The following is a 14,461-nucleotide window of genomic DNA, read 5'->3' as shown; positions in this document are numbered from 1 at the left end:
TCGGCCGGTGGGCGGCGGCCTGCGGTGACGGCCATGGCGGTGATGGCCAGGAGGCCGGCTAGCGGGGCCAAGGCGAAGCCGGTGCGGATGGTGGCGTCGGTCAGGGGGCCGGCCAGGGCGGCGCCGGTGGCGCTGCCGACGGTGAAGGCGGTGAAGATCCAGGCGAAGGCCTCGACGGCGGTGCCGGGCGGGGCCAGCCGGTCGGCGGCCAGGAACGCCGCGGTCAGCAGCGGGGGCAGGCCGAAGCCGCTGATGAACTGCAGCAGGTACATCAGGCCGGGGGCCGGTACCAGCAGCAGCGGGAGATAGAGCACGGTGAAGCAGGCGGCCAGCATCGGGAGCCGGCGCAGCGAGCCGGGCTTGGCCCGGGTGTAGAGCAGGCCGCTGACCAGGGCACCCAGCGCCTGGCAGGCCAGCAACCAGCCGGTCAGGCCCCGGTCGCCGGCCGCCTCGGCATAACCGGTGAGGACGACCGGGATGCTGCCCACCGCGGCGCCGACGCAGGCGATCCCCAGCACCAGGGTGGCCAGGCGGGGGACCCGCAGCGGGCCGGCCCAGTGCCGGTGCGCCGGTTGGCCGCGCCAGCGCCGGGTGGCGGGGGCGGCCACGAAGGCGGCGACCCCGGCGAGCTGCAGGACGGCGGCCACGATCAGCGCGGCCGCCGGGCCAGCCGCAGCCACGGCGGCCAAGGTCACCAGCGGGCCGACCACGAAGATCACCTCTTGCAGGGCGATGTCCAGGGCGTACGCGGCGGTGACGTCGGCCGCCGCCACCAGGTCCGGCCAGAGTGCCCGCAGGCAGGCCTCCAGCGGTGGCGTGCCCATCCCGGCCAGGGCCGCACCGGCCAGCAGGAAAACCGGGCGGCCGGCGCTGAGGGCGGCGATCAGGTAGCCGACGGCGGACAGCGACGCCGAACCGTAGAGCACCGGCGGCTGCCGCCAGCGGTCGATGCCGCGGGCCAGCAGCGGGGCGGTGACCGCCATGCCGGCGGTGAAGACGGCAACCACGATGCCGGCCATGGCGAGGCTGACCGACTGGCGGGCGAACAGCAGCAGGGCGAGGGGTGCGGCCGCCGTGGGCAGCCGGCCCACCTGGCTGGCGATCAGGACGAGCGGCACCTGGGGCGCGCGCAGGACGGTGGAGGCAGCGGGCATGAACATCGCTCCCGGCGATGAGAAGGAAAGGGGGACGCGCTGAAGCAGCCAGCGGTCAGGGAGCGAAGTCGGCCCGGTCGTGGTCGTTCCCGTAGAGGGGAAGATCGGGCGTGACCCACCGGGCGAGCATCAGCATCGCCGCCGCCGACACTCGGCGGGCCCACGGCGGCTGGTGGCAGGTGATGCCGCGCGGTGGGGTGGTCACCGCGACAGCTTAACGCCGGGGCACCGAGGACGGCCCGCGCACCTCGGCGCCGAGCGACTGGACGCGGTCGCGCAGGCCCCGGTCGGCGGTGACGACGATTACTCGGCGGTCGGCTTCCCGCCGTACCAGCTCAACGATTTTGTCGTCGCCGGAGTGCGGCGCGCTCTCGACCTTGACCCCGTTCCCGGCCTGCGGAATGTCCTTCGCCCGGCCCTCCACCACCAGGGTCACCTCGACCGGTCCGGGCAGGTCAGGCAGGCCGTCGGCGATGATCGCCGACAGGCGATCGCGGAGCCGGATCGCGGCGCCGGCCCGGTCCTTCCACCAGCCGTCGGGGACGGATCCGACGACGTTGGCCCCGTCGACGATCACCAGAGGTACGGTCATGAAGTTGAGCCTACCCGTGTCAACTTCGGGGAATTATCCAGTCGGCCGCGGCGCTGACCCGGGAGCAATAAGGTCAGGACGTACCAGGAGAGAAGAAGACTTATGAGCATCGGACCGATCGGGCCGGGTGGCCCGGACAACTGGGACGACCTGTTCTCGCGGTTCTTCGGGGCGGCCGAGCCGCGCCGGCAGCAGCGCATAGACATTACGAAGTACATGAGCGGCGACGCTCGTGAGGTGCTCTCCGCAGCCGCCCGCCGTGCCGCCGAGCTCGCCGACCCGGACCGTGGCATCGCCGATCTGGACACCGACCACCTGCTGTGGGGCGCACTCCAGCAGGACGGCATCAAGCAGACCGTCCGCCGGGCCGGAGCCGACCCCGATTCGTTGCTCGCCGCGCTGGGCCGCCCGGCCGGAGTGCGGGAGAACCCGCCCGAGCAGGTCGCGCTGACCCCGCAGGCCAAGCGGGCCCTGCTGGACAGCCTGCAGATCTCCCGGGCGCTGGGTTCCACCTACATCGGGCCGGAGCACATCCTGATGGCGCTCGGCCTCAACCCCGACTCGGCGGCCGGCCGGCTGCTGGCCGGCAAGCTCGACCCGCAGGCTCTGTCCGGCGGTGAGCCGCAGCCCGCGGCCCGCGCCGCCAGCCCCACCAGCAACGGCAAAACCCCCACCCTCGAGCAGTACGGCGTGGACCTGACCGAAATGGCCCGGCGCGGCGAGATCGATCCGGTGATCGGCCGGGCCGACGAGATCGAGCAGGCCGTGGAGATCCTGTCCCGGCGCACCAAGAACAACCCGGTGCTGATCGGCGAGGCCGGCGTCGGCAAGACCGCCGTCGTCGAGGGCCTGGCCCAGCGCATCGTGGACGGTGACGTGCCGCTGACCCTGGAGGGCAAGCGGGTCATCCAGCTCGACCTGGCCGGCCTGGTCGCGGGCACCCGCTACCGGGGCGACTTCGAGGAGCGGCTGCGCAAGGTCATCGACGAGATCCAGAACGAGGGGGACGGCCTGATCGTCTTCCTCGACGAGATCCACACCCTGGTCGGTGCGGGCGGTGGCGGCGGCGAGGGCGGCGGCATGGACGCCTCCAACATGCTCAAGCCGGCGCTGGCCCGGGGCCAGCTGCGGGTGGTCGGCGCGACCACGCTCGACGAGTACCGCAAGTACATCGAGAAGGACGCGGCCCTGGCCCGGCGGTTCCAGCCGGTACTGATCGGCGAGCCGAGCGTCGAGGACACCGTGGCGATCCTGCGCGGGCTGCGGGACAACTACGAGGCGCACCACCAGGTGCGGATCACCGACGCGGCGCTGGACGCGGCGGCCGAGCTGTCCGACCGGTACATCACCGACCGGTTCCTGCCGGACAAGGCGATCGACCTGATCGACCAGGCCGGCGCGCGGGTGCGGCTGCGGGTCAAGACCCCGTCGGCCGACACGCGCGAGGACGAGCGGCGGCTGGAGCAGCTGTCGCGCGACCGGGACCAGGCGGTGGCCGCGGAGAACTACGAGAAGGCCTCGTCGTTGCGTGACGAGATGAATGCGATCCGCGCGCGACTCGAGGGGGCCGTGTCGGATAAAACCGGCATTCCGCAGGTCACCGAGGCGGACATCGCCGAGGTGGTCTCCCGGGCGACCGGCATCCCGGTCTCGCAGCTCACCGAGGAGGAGCGGGACCGCCTGCTGCGCCTGGAGGGGCACCTGCACGACCGGGTGGTCGGCCAGGACGACGCCGTCGAGGCGGTCGCCGAGGCGGTTCGCCGCTCCCGGGCCGGCCTGGGCGACCCGGACCGGCCGGTGGGCAGCTTCCTGTTCCTCGGCCCGACCGGGGTCGGCAAGACCGAGCTGGCGCGTTCGCTGGCGGAGGCGCTGTTCGGTGACTCGGACCGGATGATCCGGCTCGACATGAGCGAGTTCCAGGAGCGGCACACCGTGTCGCGGCTGGTCGGGGCCCCGCCCGGATACGTCGGTTACGACGAGGCCGGGCAGCTCACCGAGGCGGTCCGCCGCCGTCCGTACAGTGTGGTGCTGCTGGACGAGATCGAGAAGGCGCACCCGGACGTGTTCAACGTCCTGCTGCAGGTGCTGGACGACGGCCGGCTGACCGACAGCCAGGGCCGCACGGTGTCCTTCAAGAACACCGTGCTGATCATGACGAGCAACATCGGCTCGGACATCATCAGCGGGACCCGGCGCAGCGTCGGCTTCGGGGCCGGATTCGACTCCGACAAGGCCGACGAGGAACTGCGGGACCGCCTCGACCGGCGGCTCAAGGAGCAGCTGCGGCCGGAGTTCATCAACCGGATCGACGAGATCATCGTCTTCCGGCAGCTGGAGACCGACCAGCTGCGGCAGATCACCGAGCTGATGCTGCAGGAGACCCGGCGCCGGCTGCACGCGCAGGACGTCACCCTGGAGATCAGCACCGAGGCCGTCGACTGGTTGGCGGACAAGGGCTTCCAGCCCGAGTTCGGCGCCCGGCCGCTGCGCCGCACCATCCAGCGTGAGCTGGACAACCGGCTGTCGAAGCTGCTGCTCAGCAACGAGCTGACGGCCGGCCGGACGGTCAAGGTGGACGTCGCCGACGGCCGGTTGACGTTCGACGTCTGATGGAGGGCCGCGCTCAGCTCATGCTGAGCGCGGTCATGTTTTCCACCGAGCCGCCGCCCAGGTGCGGGTATTCCTTGGTCCACTCCACGTAGAGCGGATTGCGGGAGACCACCTCCTGGTAGGCGGCCACCGCCATCTCGATCAGCTTGGGCGCGCTGCGGGCGGCCGGCGACTCCGGGTGCCAGCCGATGACCTGCCGCCAGCGCAGCGGCGCGGTGCGGATCGGCCGGGAGGTCAGACCGGCCGGCGGCCGGAACGTCGGCTGGCACAGGCCGAGCGCGAGCCCGGACTCCACCATGTCGACACAGCCGCGCACGTCGGTCTCGAGGACCCGGCGCGGGGTGAAGCCGGACCGGGCGCAGGCCGCCGCGAAGCACTCGGCGAAGCAGCCGTCGCCGGTGCTGCCCACCCACTGCTCGTGGGCCAGCTCGGCCAGGTCGACGTCGATCTGCTTGGTGCCGGGGTGGTCGTCGGGCATGAGCACGCAGACCGCGTCGACCGCGACGGTCTGCCAGACCAGGCCGTAGTCGGCCGCGGGCATGGCGTCGCCGCACACCCCCACCTGGGCGTAGTCGAGCTTGCCACCCTGCAGCATGGTGGCCAGTTCCTCCACGTAGTACGACGCGTGGGTGGTGATCTGCGCGTCGGGCTGCGCCATGGACAGCCGGTAGACCATGCCGCCGAGGATCGGGCCGCCGAGCGCCCCGATCCGGTACCGGCTCATGGTCTCGCTGTCGGTCGCCCCGGCCAGCCGGGCCGCCTCGTCCTGCAGGCCTTTCATGGCCGGCAGCAGGACCCGGGCACGAGACAGTACGAGTTCGCCGAGCGCCGTGGGCCGCGCACCGCGGCGGTCACGCTCGAACAGAGGACCCCCGAGGGTGCGCTCGATGCGTTGCAGTTGTGCGGTCAAGGCCGGCTGGGCGAGCCCGAGCTGTGACGCAGCCTTGGTCACACTGCCGGTTTCCGCGATGGCGCAAACCACCTTGAGATGCCGGAGCTCCAGGTTCATAGCGTGACGTTAGGACCTTCAAGACATCGAAGGCTAGCCCTCGGGCCTGCCGAAAGATCGGCGACATGTGACAAAGCGGTTACCGGACCGGCCGGTAACATCACAAATCGCCGATGTAGGTGGTCCGGCGAGTGGCGACATCGCGTAATTTATCGACTACCGCGACGGCCGGATCAACTATTTTGTTCCACGGCGGAGCCGACGGCGTCGCCGGGTGCGGGCGGGTCGGCGCGGCCTCGGCGGCCGTCTCCACCCGGTTACCGACCCGGATCAGATCCTCGACCGGAACCATCTGCATCAGTACCGGGAGTAGCTCCTCGGCATCGGCGGCCACGTGCCGTCGCACCGCCTCGGCCACCTCGGCGGCGGCCGGCTCGCCCCGGTCGAGCCGCTTCAGCAGGACGAGCAGGGTGTGATCCTCGGCAAGTTCCCGGGCTGCGAGGTCCTCGCCGCCCGGCACCGCCTGCTTGATGGCGGGATACAGGTACTGCTCCTCGGCCGACAGATGCCGGGACAGCTCGGCGATCAGAACGCTGGTCAGCCGCTTGTCGTCGGGCTCTTCCTCCATCCGCGCGCTGAGCGCGAGAAGGTCCCGGTGCTGCTCGTTCAGGACGTCGACGACGTTGCGGCCGGTGGTCTCGCCGCCGACCGGCGGGAGCGGGGGAAGATTCAGTGCGGACACGGCACCGGCGGTACCCGACCGGATGATTTATCAAACTGCTGGTATGAAGGGGCGATGGAGACCAGCGCCGCCGCGGAGGTCACCGGCATCTGCCGTGACCTGCTGCGCATCGACACCACCAACACCGGCGACCCGAGCACCACGGTCGGGGAACGCGTCGCCGCCGAATACGTGGCGGCGAAGCTCGACGAAGTGGGCATCAGTTCCGTCCTGCACGAGTCCGCGCCGAAACGGGCCAACCTGATCGCCCGCATCCCCGGCGCCGACCGCAGCCGCGGAGCCCTGCTGCTGCACGGCCACCTCGACGTGGTGCCGGCCGACGCCTCCGAGTGGTCGGTGCCGCCGTTCGCCGGCGAGGAGAAGGACGGCTTCCTCTGGGGCCGGGGCGCGATCGACATGAAGGACTTCGACGCCATGATGCTGGCCGTGGTCCGCGACTGGCAGCGCACCGGCTACGTCCCGCCCCGCGACATCGTGCTGGCCTTCACCGCCGACGAGGAAGCGGGCATGGAGTTCGGCTCGCAGTACCTCGTACAGAAGCACCGCGACCTGCTCGAGGACTGCACCGAGGCGGTCGGCGAGGTCGGTGGCTATTCCTACACGGTCAACGACAACCTGCGGCTCTACCTGGTGCAGACGGCCGAGAAAGGCCTCAACTGGCTGCGGCTGAACGCCACCGGCCGGCCCGGGCACGGCTCGTTCATCCACGACGACAACGCGGTCACCGCGCTGGCCGAGGCGGTCTCGGCGGTCGGCCGGCACCGGTTCCCGGTGGTCGTCACGCCCACCGTCCGGCGGTTCCTGCAGGAGGTGAGCGACGCGCTCGGCATCGACCTCGACCCGGACAACCCGGAGATCGCGGTGGCCAAGCTGGGCCCGATCGCCAACCTGATCGGCGCCACCATCCGGAACACCGCGAACCCGACCCGGCTGGAAGCCGGTTACAAGGACAACGTGATCCCCGGCAAGGCGTCGGCCACCATCGACTGCCGCACCCTGCCGGGGCAGGCCGAGTCGTTCCTGGCCGAGCTGCGCGAGATCATCGGGCCGGACATCGAGATCGAGCACATCCAGCAGCAGCCGGCGGTGGAGACCGAGTTCGGTGGCGCGCTTGTCGACGCCATGGGTGCGGCCCTGCGAGCCGAGGACCCGGGTGCCCGGACGGTGCCCTATCTGATGTCCGGCGGCACCGACGCCAAGGCGTTCGCGACGCTCGGCATCAACTGTTTCGGGTTCGCGCCGCTGCGCCTTCCCCCGGAGCTGAACTTCGCCGCGCTGTTCCATGGCATCGACGAGCGCGTTCCGGTGGAGGGACTAGAGTTCGGCGTGCGTGTGCTGGACCGTCTGCTACGTAACAGCTGATTCTTCGTATTTTCCCGGAAGGACCCGATAGATGAGCGACCAGAACGCGGAACTCGACGCCGCCCTCGAGGCTGTCGTAGAGGCCGCCAAGGCGCATCTCGCGGCGGTCAAGGCGGCCGCGGGCCGCATCGACGACGACAACGTCTGGCAGGCGTACGTCGACCTGAACAACGCGTCGTTCGCGTACGACGAGAAACTGCTCGACGCGTTCGGCGAGGTCACGCCGTGGGACGTGGAGTCGATCGACCCCGACGAGGCCGACCAGCGCTTCGGCCTGGGCGCCGACGGTTTCGACGCGGCCGAGTCGGCCGACCCCTACCCGCAGGTGATCTCTGTGCGGCAGCGCCGCGACTACCGGGTGCCCAGTGTGGCCGCCCTGCTGCGGGTGGCCGACGCGGCCCGGCGCAACACGGTGCCGGAGGACGAGGACGCCGGCGCGGTCGAGTCGGTCGGCGAGGCCGTGCTGGAGTTGCTGCAGGCGGGTGACGGCTCACTGTCGTCGCTCGACGTTCCGGAGCTCGAGCCGCTCGACGGCCTGCTGACGGTGAGCGAGATCGCCGAGCCGCTCGACCTCGAGGCCTTCGAGGACTCGGACGGCGACGGCCCGTTCGCCCCCCGCGAGGGTGACCTGCTGGTGGGCAGGCTCGACGAGCACCCCTTCCTCCCGGATGAGGAAGAGGACCACGCCGGGCACAACCACTAGTCAGTAAGACAGTCCCGGCTGGGGGTTGGGCTGAACGCGGCGGCGGAGCATCACCTTGCGGGTGCCGTCCCGAAACAGCTGCACCCGGGCCAGCTCCCAGCCGGAGAACTCCGCCTGAATGGCGAGCTGCGCCGTCGCGGTCAACCGATCGACATTCGAAGGCAACCGCAACGGCGCGTATTCGTAGTCCATGGCATCTAATATGCGCCCACGATCCACCGGTCGGCTAGCCCTGTTCTATGGGGTAGCCGACACCCTCACGCTCGGGATATCCGACGTCGATGGCCGACACATCGTCGAGTGCGTCGGCGATTTCGGCGGGCAGGGTCAGCTCCTCGCTCAGCAGCGCGCCCTGCAGCTGACCGGCGGTGCGGGCACCCAGGATCGGCGCGGCCACCCCCGGCCGGTCGCGGACCCAGGCGATCGCCACCTCCAGCGGTGACACCCCTAGTCCGGCGGCCGCGGTGACCACCGCCTGCACGATGCTGGAGCTGCGCGGTTCCAGATAGGTGCGGACGAACGCGCCCAAATGCTCGGTGGCGGCCCGCGAGTCGAGCGGCCGGCCGTTGCGGTACTTGCCGGTCAGCACCCCGCGGCCGAGCGGCGACCAGGCCAGCACGCCGACGCCGAGGGCGGCCGAGGCCGGCAGCAGTTCCCGCTCGATGCCGCGTTCCAGCAACGAGTACTCCATCTGGGCCGCCACGATCGGCGCCCGGCCCGGGTAGGCGGCCTGCCAGGTGGCGGCCCGCGCGGTCTGCCAGGCGGCGAAGTTGGACACGCCGACGTAGCGAACCCGGCCTGACGAGACCGCGTGGTCGAGCGCGGCGAGCGTCTCCTCCAGCGGAGTAAGCGGGTCGTTGCCGTGCACCTGCCACAGGTCGACGTAGTCGGTGCCGAGCCGGCGCAGCGACGTGTCGAGCGAGCGCAGCAGGTTGCCCCGGGAGCCGTCGCGGCGGCGGTAACCGTGCGGGGTGAGACCGGCCTTGGTGGCGATCACCACCTCGTCGCGTGGCACCAGGTGGTCGAGCAGCGAGCCGATGACCGACTCGGCGTCGCCGTCCCCGTACACGTCGGCGGTGTCCAGCGTGGTGCCGCCGGCCTCCAGGTAGATCTTGAGCTGGGCGGCCGCGTCGTCGGGATCGGTGTCCCGTCCCCAGGTCATGGTGCCGAGGGCGAGCCGGGAGACCGCCAGCCCGCTTCGGCCGAGCGGTCGCTGTTGCACGAGTGAACCTTATTCGCACTGTGTCCGTAGCGAAATGCTCCGGCCCAGGTCAACCGCGTCGGTTACCGGACGGAAACTACGCAGTGTGGGTGGATAGGCTCGCAAGGAGGACCGGTAAAACCCTGGAGGACACGTGCGGCTCGGAATCAGCCTCGGATATCAGGCGGCGTGGACGACGCCTGCCGATCATCTGGCGATGGCCCAGGAAGCGGACCGGCTCGGCTTCGCGGTGGCCTGGTCCGCCGAGGCGTACGGGTCGGACGCGGTCAGCATGCTGGCCTGGGTGGCCGGCCAGACCCGGCAGATCGACCTGGGCGCGGCGGTCATGCAGATCCCGGCCCGTACCCCGGCGATGACCGCGATGACCGCCGCCACCATCGACGCGCTGTCCGGCGGCCGGTTCCGGCTCGGCCTGGGCGTCTCCGGCCCGCAGGTCTCCGAGGGCTGGCACGGCGTACGGTTCGCCAAGCCCCTGAAGCGCACCCGCGAGTACGTCGACATCGTCAAGATGGCGATCGCCCGCGAGCCGGTCTCCTACCAGGGCGAGTTCCACACGCTGCCGCTGCCGGACGGCCCCGGCAAGGCCCTCAAGCTGGGCTTCCGGCCGCCGCGCACGGAGATCCCGATCTACCTGGCCGCGGTCGGCCCGAAGAACCTGGAACTGGCCGGCGAGATCGCCGACGGCTGGCTGGCGATCTTCTTCGCGCCCGACGCCGCCGGCGAATACCTGCAGCACATCGAGCGCGGCCGGGCCAAGCGCGGCCTGGGCCTGACCGGTTTCGACGTGGCGCCTACCGTCCCGGTCGTGATCGGCGACAACCTCGCCTGGTGCGCCGACGTGGTCCGGCCCTATGCGGCGCTCTACGTCGGTGGCATGGGCAGCCGGGAGCAGAACTTCTACAACCAGCTGGCGGTCCGGATGGGTTACGCCGAGGCCGCCCAGAAGGTGCAGGACCTCTACCTGAGCGGCCAGAAGGCGGAAGCGGCCGAGGCGATCCCGCAGGACTTCATCGAACGCACCTCGATCATCGGCAACAAGATCCAGGTCAAGGAACGCCTCAAGCAGTACGCCGCGGCCGGCGTCGGCACGCTCTCGATCAGCCCGTACGTCGGCGATCTGAAGAGCGGCATCGACACCCTGCGCATCGTGGCCGAGGCATACGAGGAGTCGGGGGTGGCCGAGTAGTGGCCACCGTCCTACTGCTGCGGCACGGGCGCACGACGGCCAACGCCTCCGGCGAGCTCGCCGGCCGCCGGCCGGTTGACCTGGACGAGACGGGCCGCCGCCAGGCCGAGAGGGCGGGGGAGCGGTTGCGTGCACTGCCGCTGGCCGCGGTGGTGTCGAGCCCGCTCAAGCGATGCCGCAATACGGTAGAAATCGCCCTGCCACAAGCTGACGTGGCCGAGGACGACGGCCTGATCGAGTGCGGATACGGCGATTGGGAAGGCCAGCAGCTGAAAGAGCTGTCGAAGGACCCGCTCTGGCCGGTCGTCCAGCAGCATCCCAGCGCCGTGACATTTCCGAATGGCGAGGCCATGTCGGAAATGTCGGCACGAGCCATCGCGACGATCCGGCGTTGGGACGCCAAGATCACCAAAGAGCACGGCCCGGAGGCGCTCTGGCTCGCCTGCTCGCACGGCGATGTGATCAAGGCCATCATCGCCGACGCCCTGGGCCTGCACCTCGACCAGTTCCAGCGCATCGCGGTCGATCCCGCCTCGATCAGCGTGATCCGGTACACGCCGACCAGGCCGTTCGTCGTCCGGGTCAACGAAGGCGGTGACCTGGCTACCCTCGTACCCCCCAAAAGCGCGACCACCGACTCGGACGCCGCGGTCGGCGGCGGAGCCGCCAGCGGCGCTGTGTGACCGACGTGTTACCGCAGGTGGGTGTCCGTTGCGCCCTCGGCGAACCGGGGCACGCAGGGTGCGCGATCCCGCGCGAGGCTCGATAGGCTTGCCCGCATGAGCCACCAGGTGCACTCGTTCGAGCCGCCCGAGCGGTTCGTGGCCGGCACGGTGGGCGAGCCGGGCGACCGCACGTTCTTCCTCCAGGCCCGCGGGTCCGGGCGGGTGATCAGCGTCGCGCTGGAAAAAGTGCAGGTGTCGCTCCTCGCCGAGAAGCTCGAGGAGTTGCTCGTCGAGGCCAACAAACGCTTCGGCGTCGACCTCCCCGACGCGCCGATCCTGGCCGGCCACGACAACGAGCCGCTCGACACCCCCGTCGACGAGGAATTCCGCGTCGGCACGCTGGGTCTCGCCTTCGACGTCGACAGCGGCACCGTGGTCATCGAGGCGATCGAGGCCGGTGAGGCCGAGGTCGAGATCGAGCTGGGCGACGACGTCCCCGACACCGATGATGACGACGACGACGATGATGACGAGGACGACGACGAGCCCGACGACGACCTCGACCGCCTGCGGGTTCGCCTGAGCCCCGAGGCGACCAGGGCGTTCATCGACCGGGCCCGCCGGGTGGTCGCCGCCGGCCGCCCGCCGTGCCCACTCTGCGGCCAGCCGCTCGACCCCGCCGGCCACCTCTGCCCCCGGCACAACGGCTACCACCGGTGACCACCGAGCCCGCGGCCGCCCTGGCGGAGAGTGACGCCATTGAACTGCTCAGCCGCGGGCAGATCGACATCGAGGGCCGCCTGGTCGACGCCTCCAACACCACGTTGCGGGCCGAGATCACCCTGGACGGCCTGACCCGCCGCTGCGTCTACAAGCCGGTCCGCGGCGAACGCCCACTCTGGGACTTTCCGGACGGCACGCTGGCCGGCCGCGAGGTCTCCGCGTTCCTGGTCTCCCAGGTCACCGGCTGGGACGTCGTTCCACCCACCATCCTGCGCGACGGCCCGCTTGGCCCCGGCGCCCTGCAACTCTGGATCGACGAGCCCGACGACGCCGAGTCACTGATCGGTTTCGTCCCGGCCTACGACGTTCCGCAGGGTTGGATAGCGGTGGCGAACGCCCGCGACGACGACGGCGACGCCTTCGCGCTGGCGCACGCCGACGACGTACGCCTGGCTCGCCTTGCGGTCTTCGACGCCATCATCAACAACGCCGACCGCAAGGGCGGCCACGTCCTCTACCCCGCGACCGGCACGATCCACGGCGTAGACCACGGCGTCAGCTTCCACATCGAAAACAAGCTGCGCACGGTCCTCTGGGGCTGGACCGGCAAGCCGCTGATCGGCGAGGCCGCCGAAATCCTGGCCAAACTGGCCGCCGAGTTGGACGGCTCACTCGGCGAAAGCCTGGAGGAACACCTCACGGTCACCGAGGTCCAGCACATCCGCCTGCGCATCCGCCGCCTGCAGCGCTCCAGCCGCTTCCCCAAGCCACCCCAGGATTGGCCGGCCATCCCATGGCCTCCGGTCTAAAGATATAAATACGCCCTACCCCAGTCCCGCCGCCACAGCCCCGGCTGGTTGCAGCCCACCCTCCGCGCGCCCGCGCCGGGCGGGCCCGCCCGGCAAAACCGTTACCCTCCCCGCGTGCCGAGGTGGCGGCCAGTGACCACGAGTGGCGCCTGGCCGAGAAGCCCTCGAAGCGGGACGTGGCCCGCTCCCGCGATCTGCTCCTGGCCCTGGACGCCGACCACCGCCTGAACTCGATCGATGAGTTCGCCGGCAACCCGGACTACCTCCGCGTGGACAATACGGATTTGTCGCCCGCCGATACCGCCGCCCTGGTGATGGCGCACTTCGGTTTGTGACAGTGAGGTAAACCTCACGGCCGCCGTTTCTGTCATACCTGCTCGATAGGCTTCTGACCATGGACGCATGGACCGGGCACGACGTGCCGACCCTGCCGGGTGACGCGGCGGCGCCGCGGCTGTTCGACACGGCCCGTCAGGCGGTGGAGCCGACGACGCCCGGGAAGACCGCAACGATGTATGTCTGCGGCATCACCCCCTACGACGCCACCCACCTGGGTCACGCGGCCACCATGATCACGTTCGACCTGGTCAACCGGGCGTGGCGAGACGCCGGCCTCGACGTCAACTACGTGCAGAACGTCACCGACATCGACGACCCGCTGCTGGAGCGAGCGGCCCGCGACGGTGAGGACTGGGTGGTCCTGGCCATGCGCGAGACGGCCCTCTTCCGCGAGGACATGGAAGCCCTGCGCATGATCCCGCCGGCGCACTACGTCGGCGCCGTCGAGTCGATCCCCGCCATCGCCGAGCACGTCCGCGAGCTGCTGAATTCGGGCGCCGCCTACACCCTCGACGACGGCACCGGCGACGTCTACTTCGCGATCGCCGCCGCCCCCAGATTCGGCTACGAGTCAAACCTGGACCGCGCCGAGATGACCACCCTCTCGGCCGAGCGCGGCGGCGACCCGGAACGCCCAGGCAAGCGAGACCCGCTCGACCCGCTGCTGTGGCGAGGCGCCCGCGACGGCGAGCCCGCCTGGGACGGCGGCGACCTGGGGCCAGGCCGCCCCGGCTGGCACATCGAGTGCGCCACCATCGCCCTGGGCCTGCTGGGCGACACGATCGACGTCCAGGGCGGCGGCAACGACCTGCTCTACCCCCACCACGAGTGCTCAGCGGCCCACGCCGAGGTGCTGACCGGCGCCGAGCCGTTCGCCAGCCACTACGTGCACGCCGGCATGATCGGCCTGGACGGCGAAAAGATGTCAAAGTCCAAGGGCAACCTGGTCTTCGTCTCCCGCCTGCGCGGCGACGGCGTAGACCCGATGGCAGTCCGCCTGGGCCTGCTGTCGGGCCACTACCGAACCAACCGAGAGTGGACCGACGACGTCCTGAAGACGGGCCAGGACCGCCTGGCCCGCTGGCGAGCAGCGGCAGCCGCCCCCACCGGCCCGTCCGGCGAGGGCCTACTGGCCGCAGTCCGCGAAAGCCTCTCCAACGACCTGGACACCCCAGCCGCCCTGGCCGTAGTAGACGCCTGGTGCGAGGCCGCCCTAACCGCCACCGGCGAAGACGAGTCCTCCCCAGCCACAATGTCCAAAACGGTAGACGCCCTACTAGGCATCCGCCTCTAGCCCCACCGACCGGGCGCCACCCGGTCCGCGTCGCCCGGTCCGCGTCGCCCGGTCCGCGTCGCCCGGTCCGCGTCGCCCGGTCCGCGTCGCCCGGTCCGCGTCGCCCGGTCC

The 14,461-nt window shown here is 70.8% G+C and carries 16 protein-coding genes; 9 read left to right on the top strand and 7 right to left on the bottom strand.

Annotation, left to right across the window (positions count from 1 at the left end; translation table 11 throughout):
* The 3 genes from Ate02nite_RS44625 to Ate02nite_RS44615 all read right to left on the bottom strand — a co-directional run.
* Nucleotides 1-1,154, bottom strand: a 1,154-nt coding sequence (locus Ate02nite_RS44625) for an MFS transporter (protein ID WP_239148163.1), incomplete at its 3' end; no start/stop codon positions are given.
* A 55-nt stretch (nucleotides 1,155-1,209) separates the two neighbouring features.
* Nucleotides 1,210-1,359 carry a hypothetical protein gene (locus Ate02nite_RS44620; protein ID WP_203814053.1) on the bottom strand — a complete coding sequence of 50 codons (150 nt, stop codon included), beginning with the start codon at nucleotides 1,357-1,359 and terminating at the stop codon, nucleotides 1,210-1,212.
* Between the two features lie 9 nt (nucleotides 1,360-1,368).
* Nucleotides 1,369-1,746 carry a PIN domain-containing protein gene (locus Ate02nite_RS44615; protein ID WP_203814052.1) on the bottom strand — a complete coding sequence of 126 codons (378 nt, stop codon included), beginning with the start codon at nucleotides 1,744-1,746 and terminating at the stop codon, nucleotides 1,369-1,371.
* 102 nt (nucleotides 1,747-1,848) lie between these two features.
* Between Ate02nite_RS44615 and Ate02nite_RS44610 the strand changes: the two genes are divergently transcribed.
* Nucleotides 1,849-4,356 (top strand): ATP-dependent Clp protease ATP-binding subunit, encoded by a 2,508-nt coding sequence (locus Ate02nite_RS44610; RefSeq protein ID WP_203814051.1) that lies wholly within the window; start codon nucleotides 1,849-1,851, stop codon nucleotides 4,354-4,356.
* A gap of 13 nt (nucleotides 4,357-4,369) precedes the next feature.
* Here Ate02nite_RS44610 and Ate02nite_RS44605 read toward each other — a convergent pair whose 3' ends face one another.
* Both Ate02nite_RS44605 and Ate02nite_RS44600 read right to left on the bottom strand, forming a co-directional pair.
* Nucleotides 4,370-5,365, bottom strand: coding sequence for a LysR family transcriptional regulator (locus Ate02nite_RS44605; RefSeq protein WP_203814050.1), 996 nt, complete (start codon nucleotides 5,363-5,365; stop codon nucleotides 4,370-4,372).
* Nucleotides 5,366-5,465: 100 nt separating this feature from the next.
* The gene (locus Ate02nite_RS44600; RefSeq protein WP_307873304.1) at nucleotides 5,466-6,047 is read right to left on the bottom strand and encodes a hemerythrin domain-containing protein; all 582 of its coding nucleotides are present in this window, start codon (nucleotides 6,045-6,047) and stop codon (nucleotides 5,466-5,468) included.
* A gap of 54 nt (nucleotides 6,048-6,101) precedes the next feature.
* Here Ate02nite_RS44600 and Ate02nite_RS44595 point away from each other — a divergent pair, with 54 nt between their 5' ends.
* Entirely contained in the window at nucleotides 6,102-7,409 is a 1,308-nt protein-coding gene (locus Ate02nite_RS44595) for a M20/M25/M40 family metallo-hydrolase (protein WP_203814049.1), read from the top strand.
* A 31-nt stretch (nucleotides 7,410-7,440) separates the two neighbouring features.
* Nucleotides 7,441-8,112 carry a hypothetical protein gene (locus Ate02nite_RS44590; protein WP_203814048.1) on the top strand — a complete coding sequence of 224 codons (672 nt, stop codon included), beginning with the start codon at nucleotides 7,441-7,443 and terminating at the stop codon, nucleotides 8,110-8,112.
* Here Ate02nite_RS44590 and Ate02nite_RS44585 read toward each other — a convergent pair whose 3' ends face one another.
* Both Ate02nite_RS44585 and Ate02nite_RS44580 read right to left on the bottom strand, forming a co-directional pair.
* Entirely contained in the window at nucleotides 8,113-8,304 is a 192-nt protein-coding gene (locus Ate02nite_RS44585; RefSeq protein WP_203814047.1) for a DUF5703 family protein, read from the bottom strand.
* A 34-nt stretch (nucleotides 8,305-8,338) separates the two neighbouring features.
* Nucleotides 8,339-9,334 carry an aldo/keto reductase gene (locus tag Ate02nite_RS44580; RefSeq protein WP_203814046.1) on the bottom strand — a complete coding sequence of 332 codons (996 nt, stop codon included), beginning with the start codon at nucleotides 9,332-9,334 and terminating at the stop codon, nucleotides 8,339-8,341.
* Between the two features lie 133 nt (nucleotides 9,335-9,467).
* Here Ate02nite_RS44580 and Ate02nite_RS44575 point away from each other — a divergent pair, with 133 nt between their 5' ends.
* From Ate02nite_RS44575 to mshC, 6 genes are all read left to right on the top strand, one after another.
* Nucleotides 9,468-10,520 carry an LLM class F420-dependent oxidoreductase gene (locus Ate02nite_RS44575; RefSeq protein WP_203814045.1) on the top strand — a complete coding sequence of 351 codons (1,053 nt, stop codon included), beginning with the start codon at nucleotides 9,468-9,470 and terminating at the stop codon, nucleotides 10,518-10,520.
* On the top strand, nucleotides 10,520-11,203 hold the full coding sequence (locus tag Ate02nite_RS44570) for a histidine phosphatase family protein (RefSeq protein WP_203814044.1): 684 nt from the start codon (nucleotides 10,520-10,522) through the stop codon (nucleotides 11,201-11,203). The genes Ate02nite_RS44575 and Ate02nite_RS44570 overlap by 1 nt, the downstream gene beginning before the upstream one ends.
* A 96-nt stretch (nucleotides 11,204-11,299) precedes the next feature.
* A complete protein-coding gene (locus tag Ate02nite_RS44565) occupies nucleotides 11,300-11,905 on the top strand; it encodes a DUF3090 domain-containing protein (protein ID WP_203814043.1) in 606 nt (201 codons plus the stop codon).
* Nucleotides 11,902-12,717 carry an SCO1664 family protein gene (locus Ate02nite_RS44560; RefSeq protein WP_203814042.1) on the top strand — a complete coding sequence of 272 codons (816 nt, stop codon included), beginning with the start codon at nucleotides 11,902-11,904 and terminating at the stop codon, nucleotides 12,715-12,717. Before Ate02nite_RS44565 ends, Ate02nite_RS44560 begins: the two co-directional genes overlap by 4 nt.
* Before the next feature lie 122 nt (nucleotides 12,718-12,839).
* Nucleotides 12,840-13,052, top strand: a complete 213-nt coding sequence (locus Ate02nite_RS44555; RefSeq protein WP_203814041.1) for a hypothetical protein — start codon at nucleotides 12,840-12,842, stop codon at nucleotides 13,050-13,052.
* Between the two features lie 59 nt (nucleotides 13,053-13,111).
* Nucleotides 13,112-14,350, top strand: a complete 1,239-nt coding sequence (gene mshC, locus Ate02nite_RS44550) for a cysteine--1-D-myo-inosityl 2-amino-2-deoxy-alpha-D-glucopyranoside ligase (protein WP_203814040.1) — start codon at nucleotides 13,112-13,114, stop codon at nucleotides 14,348-14,350.
* The last annotated feature ends 111 nt before the right edge of the window (nucleotides 14,351-14,461 follow it).

It is taken from the genome of Paractinoplanes tereljensis (assembly GCF_016862435.1).
Taxonomy (GTDB): domain Bacteria; phylum Actinomycetota; class Actinomycetes; order Mycobacteriales; family Micromonosporaceae; genus Actinoplanes; species Actinoplanes tereljensis.
The sequence above is the reverse complement of the archived record's forward strand: the minus strand, read 5'-3'. Positions and strand labels throughout refer to the sequence as shown.

Bases quoted from the DNA above. Each gene is read 5' to 3' on its own strand.
- Ate02nite_RS44585 (WP_203814047.1), bottom strand. From the start codon at position 8,304: ATGGACTACGAATACGCGCCGTTGCGGTTGCCTTCGAATGTCGATCGG.
- Ate02nite_RS44595 (WP_203814049.1), top strand. From the start codon at position 6,102: ATGGAGACCAGCGCCGCCGCGGAGGTCACCGGCATCTGCCGTGACCTG.
- Ate02nite_RS44605 (WP_203814050.1), bottom strand. From the start codon at position 5,365: ATGAACCTGGAGCTCCGGCATCTCAAGGTGGTTTGCGCCATCGCGGAA.
- Ate02nite_RS44610 (WP_203814051.1), top strand. From the start codon at position 1,849: ATGAGCATCGGACCGATCGGGCCGGGTGGCCCGGACAACTGGGACGAC.
- Ate02nite_RS44590 (WP_203814048.1), top strand. From the start codon at position 7,441: ATGAGCGACCAGAACGCGGAACTCGACGCCGCCCTCGAGGCTGTCGTA.
- mshC (WP_203814040.1), top strand. From the start codon at position 13,112: ATGGACGCATGGACCGGGCACGACGTGCCGACCCTGCCGGGTGACGCG.
- Ate02nite_RS44615 (WP_203814052.1), bottom strand. From the start codon at position 1,746: ATGACCGTACCTCTGGTGATCGTCGACGGGGCCAACGTCGTCGGATCC.
- Ate02nite_RS44565 (WP_203814043.1), top strand. From the start codon at position 11,300: ATGAGCCACCAGGTGCACTCGTTCGAGCCGCCCGAGCGGTTCGTGGCC.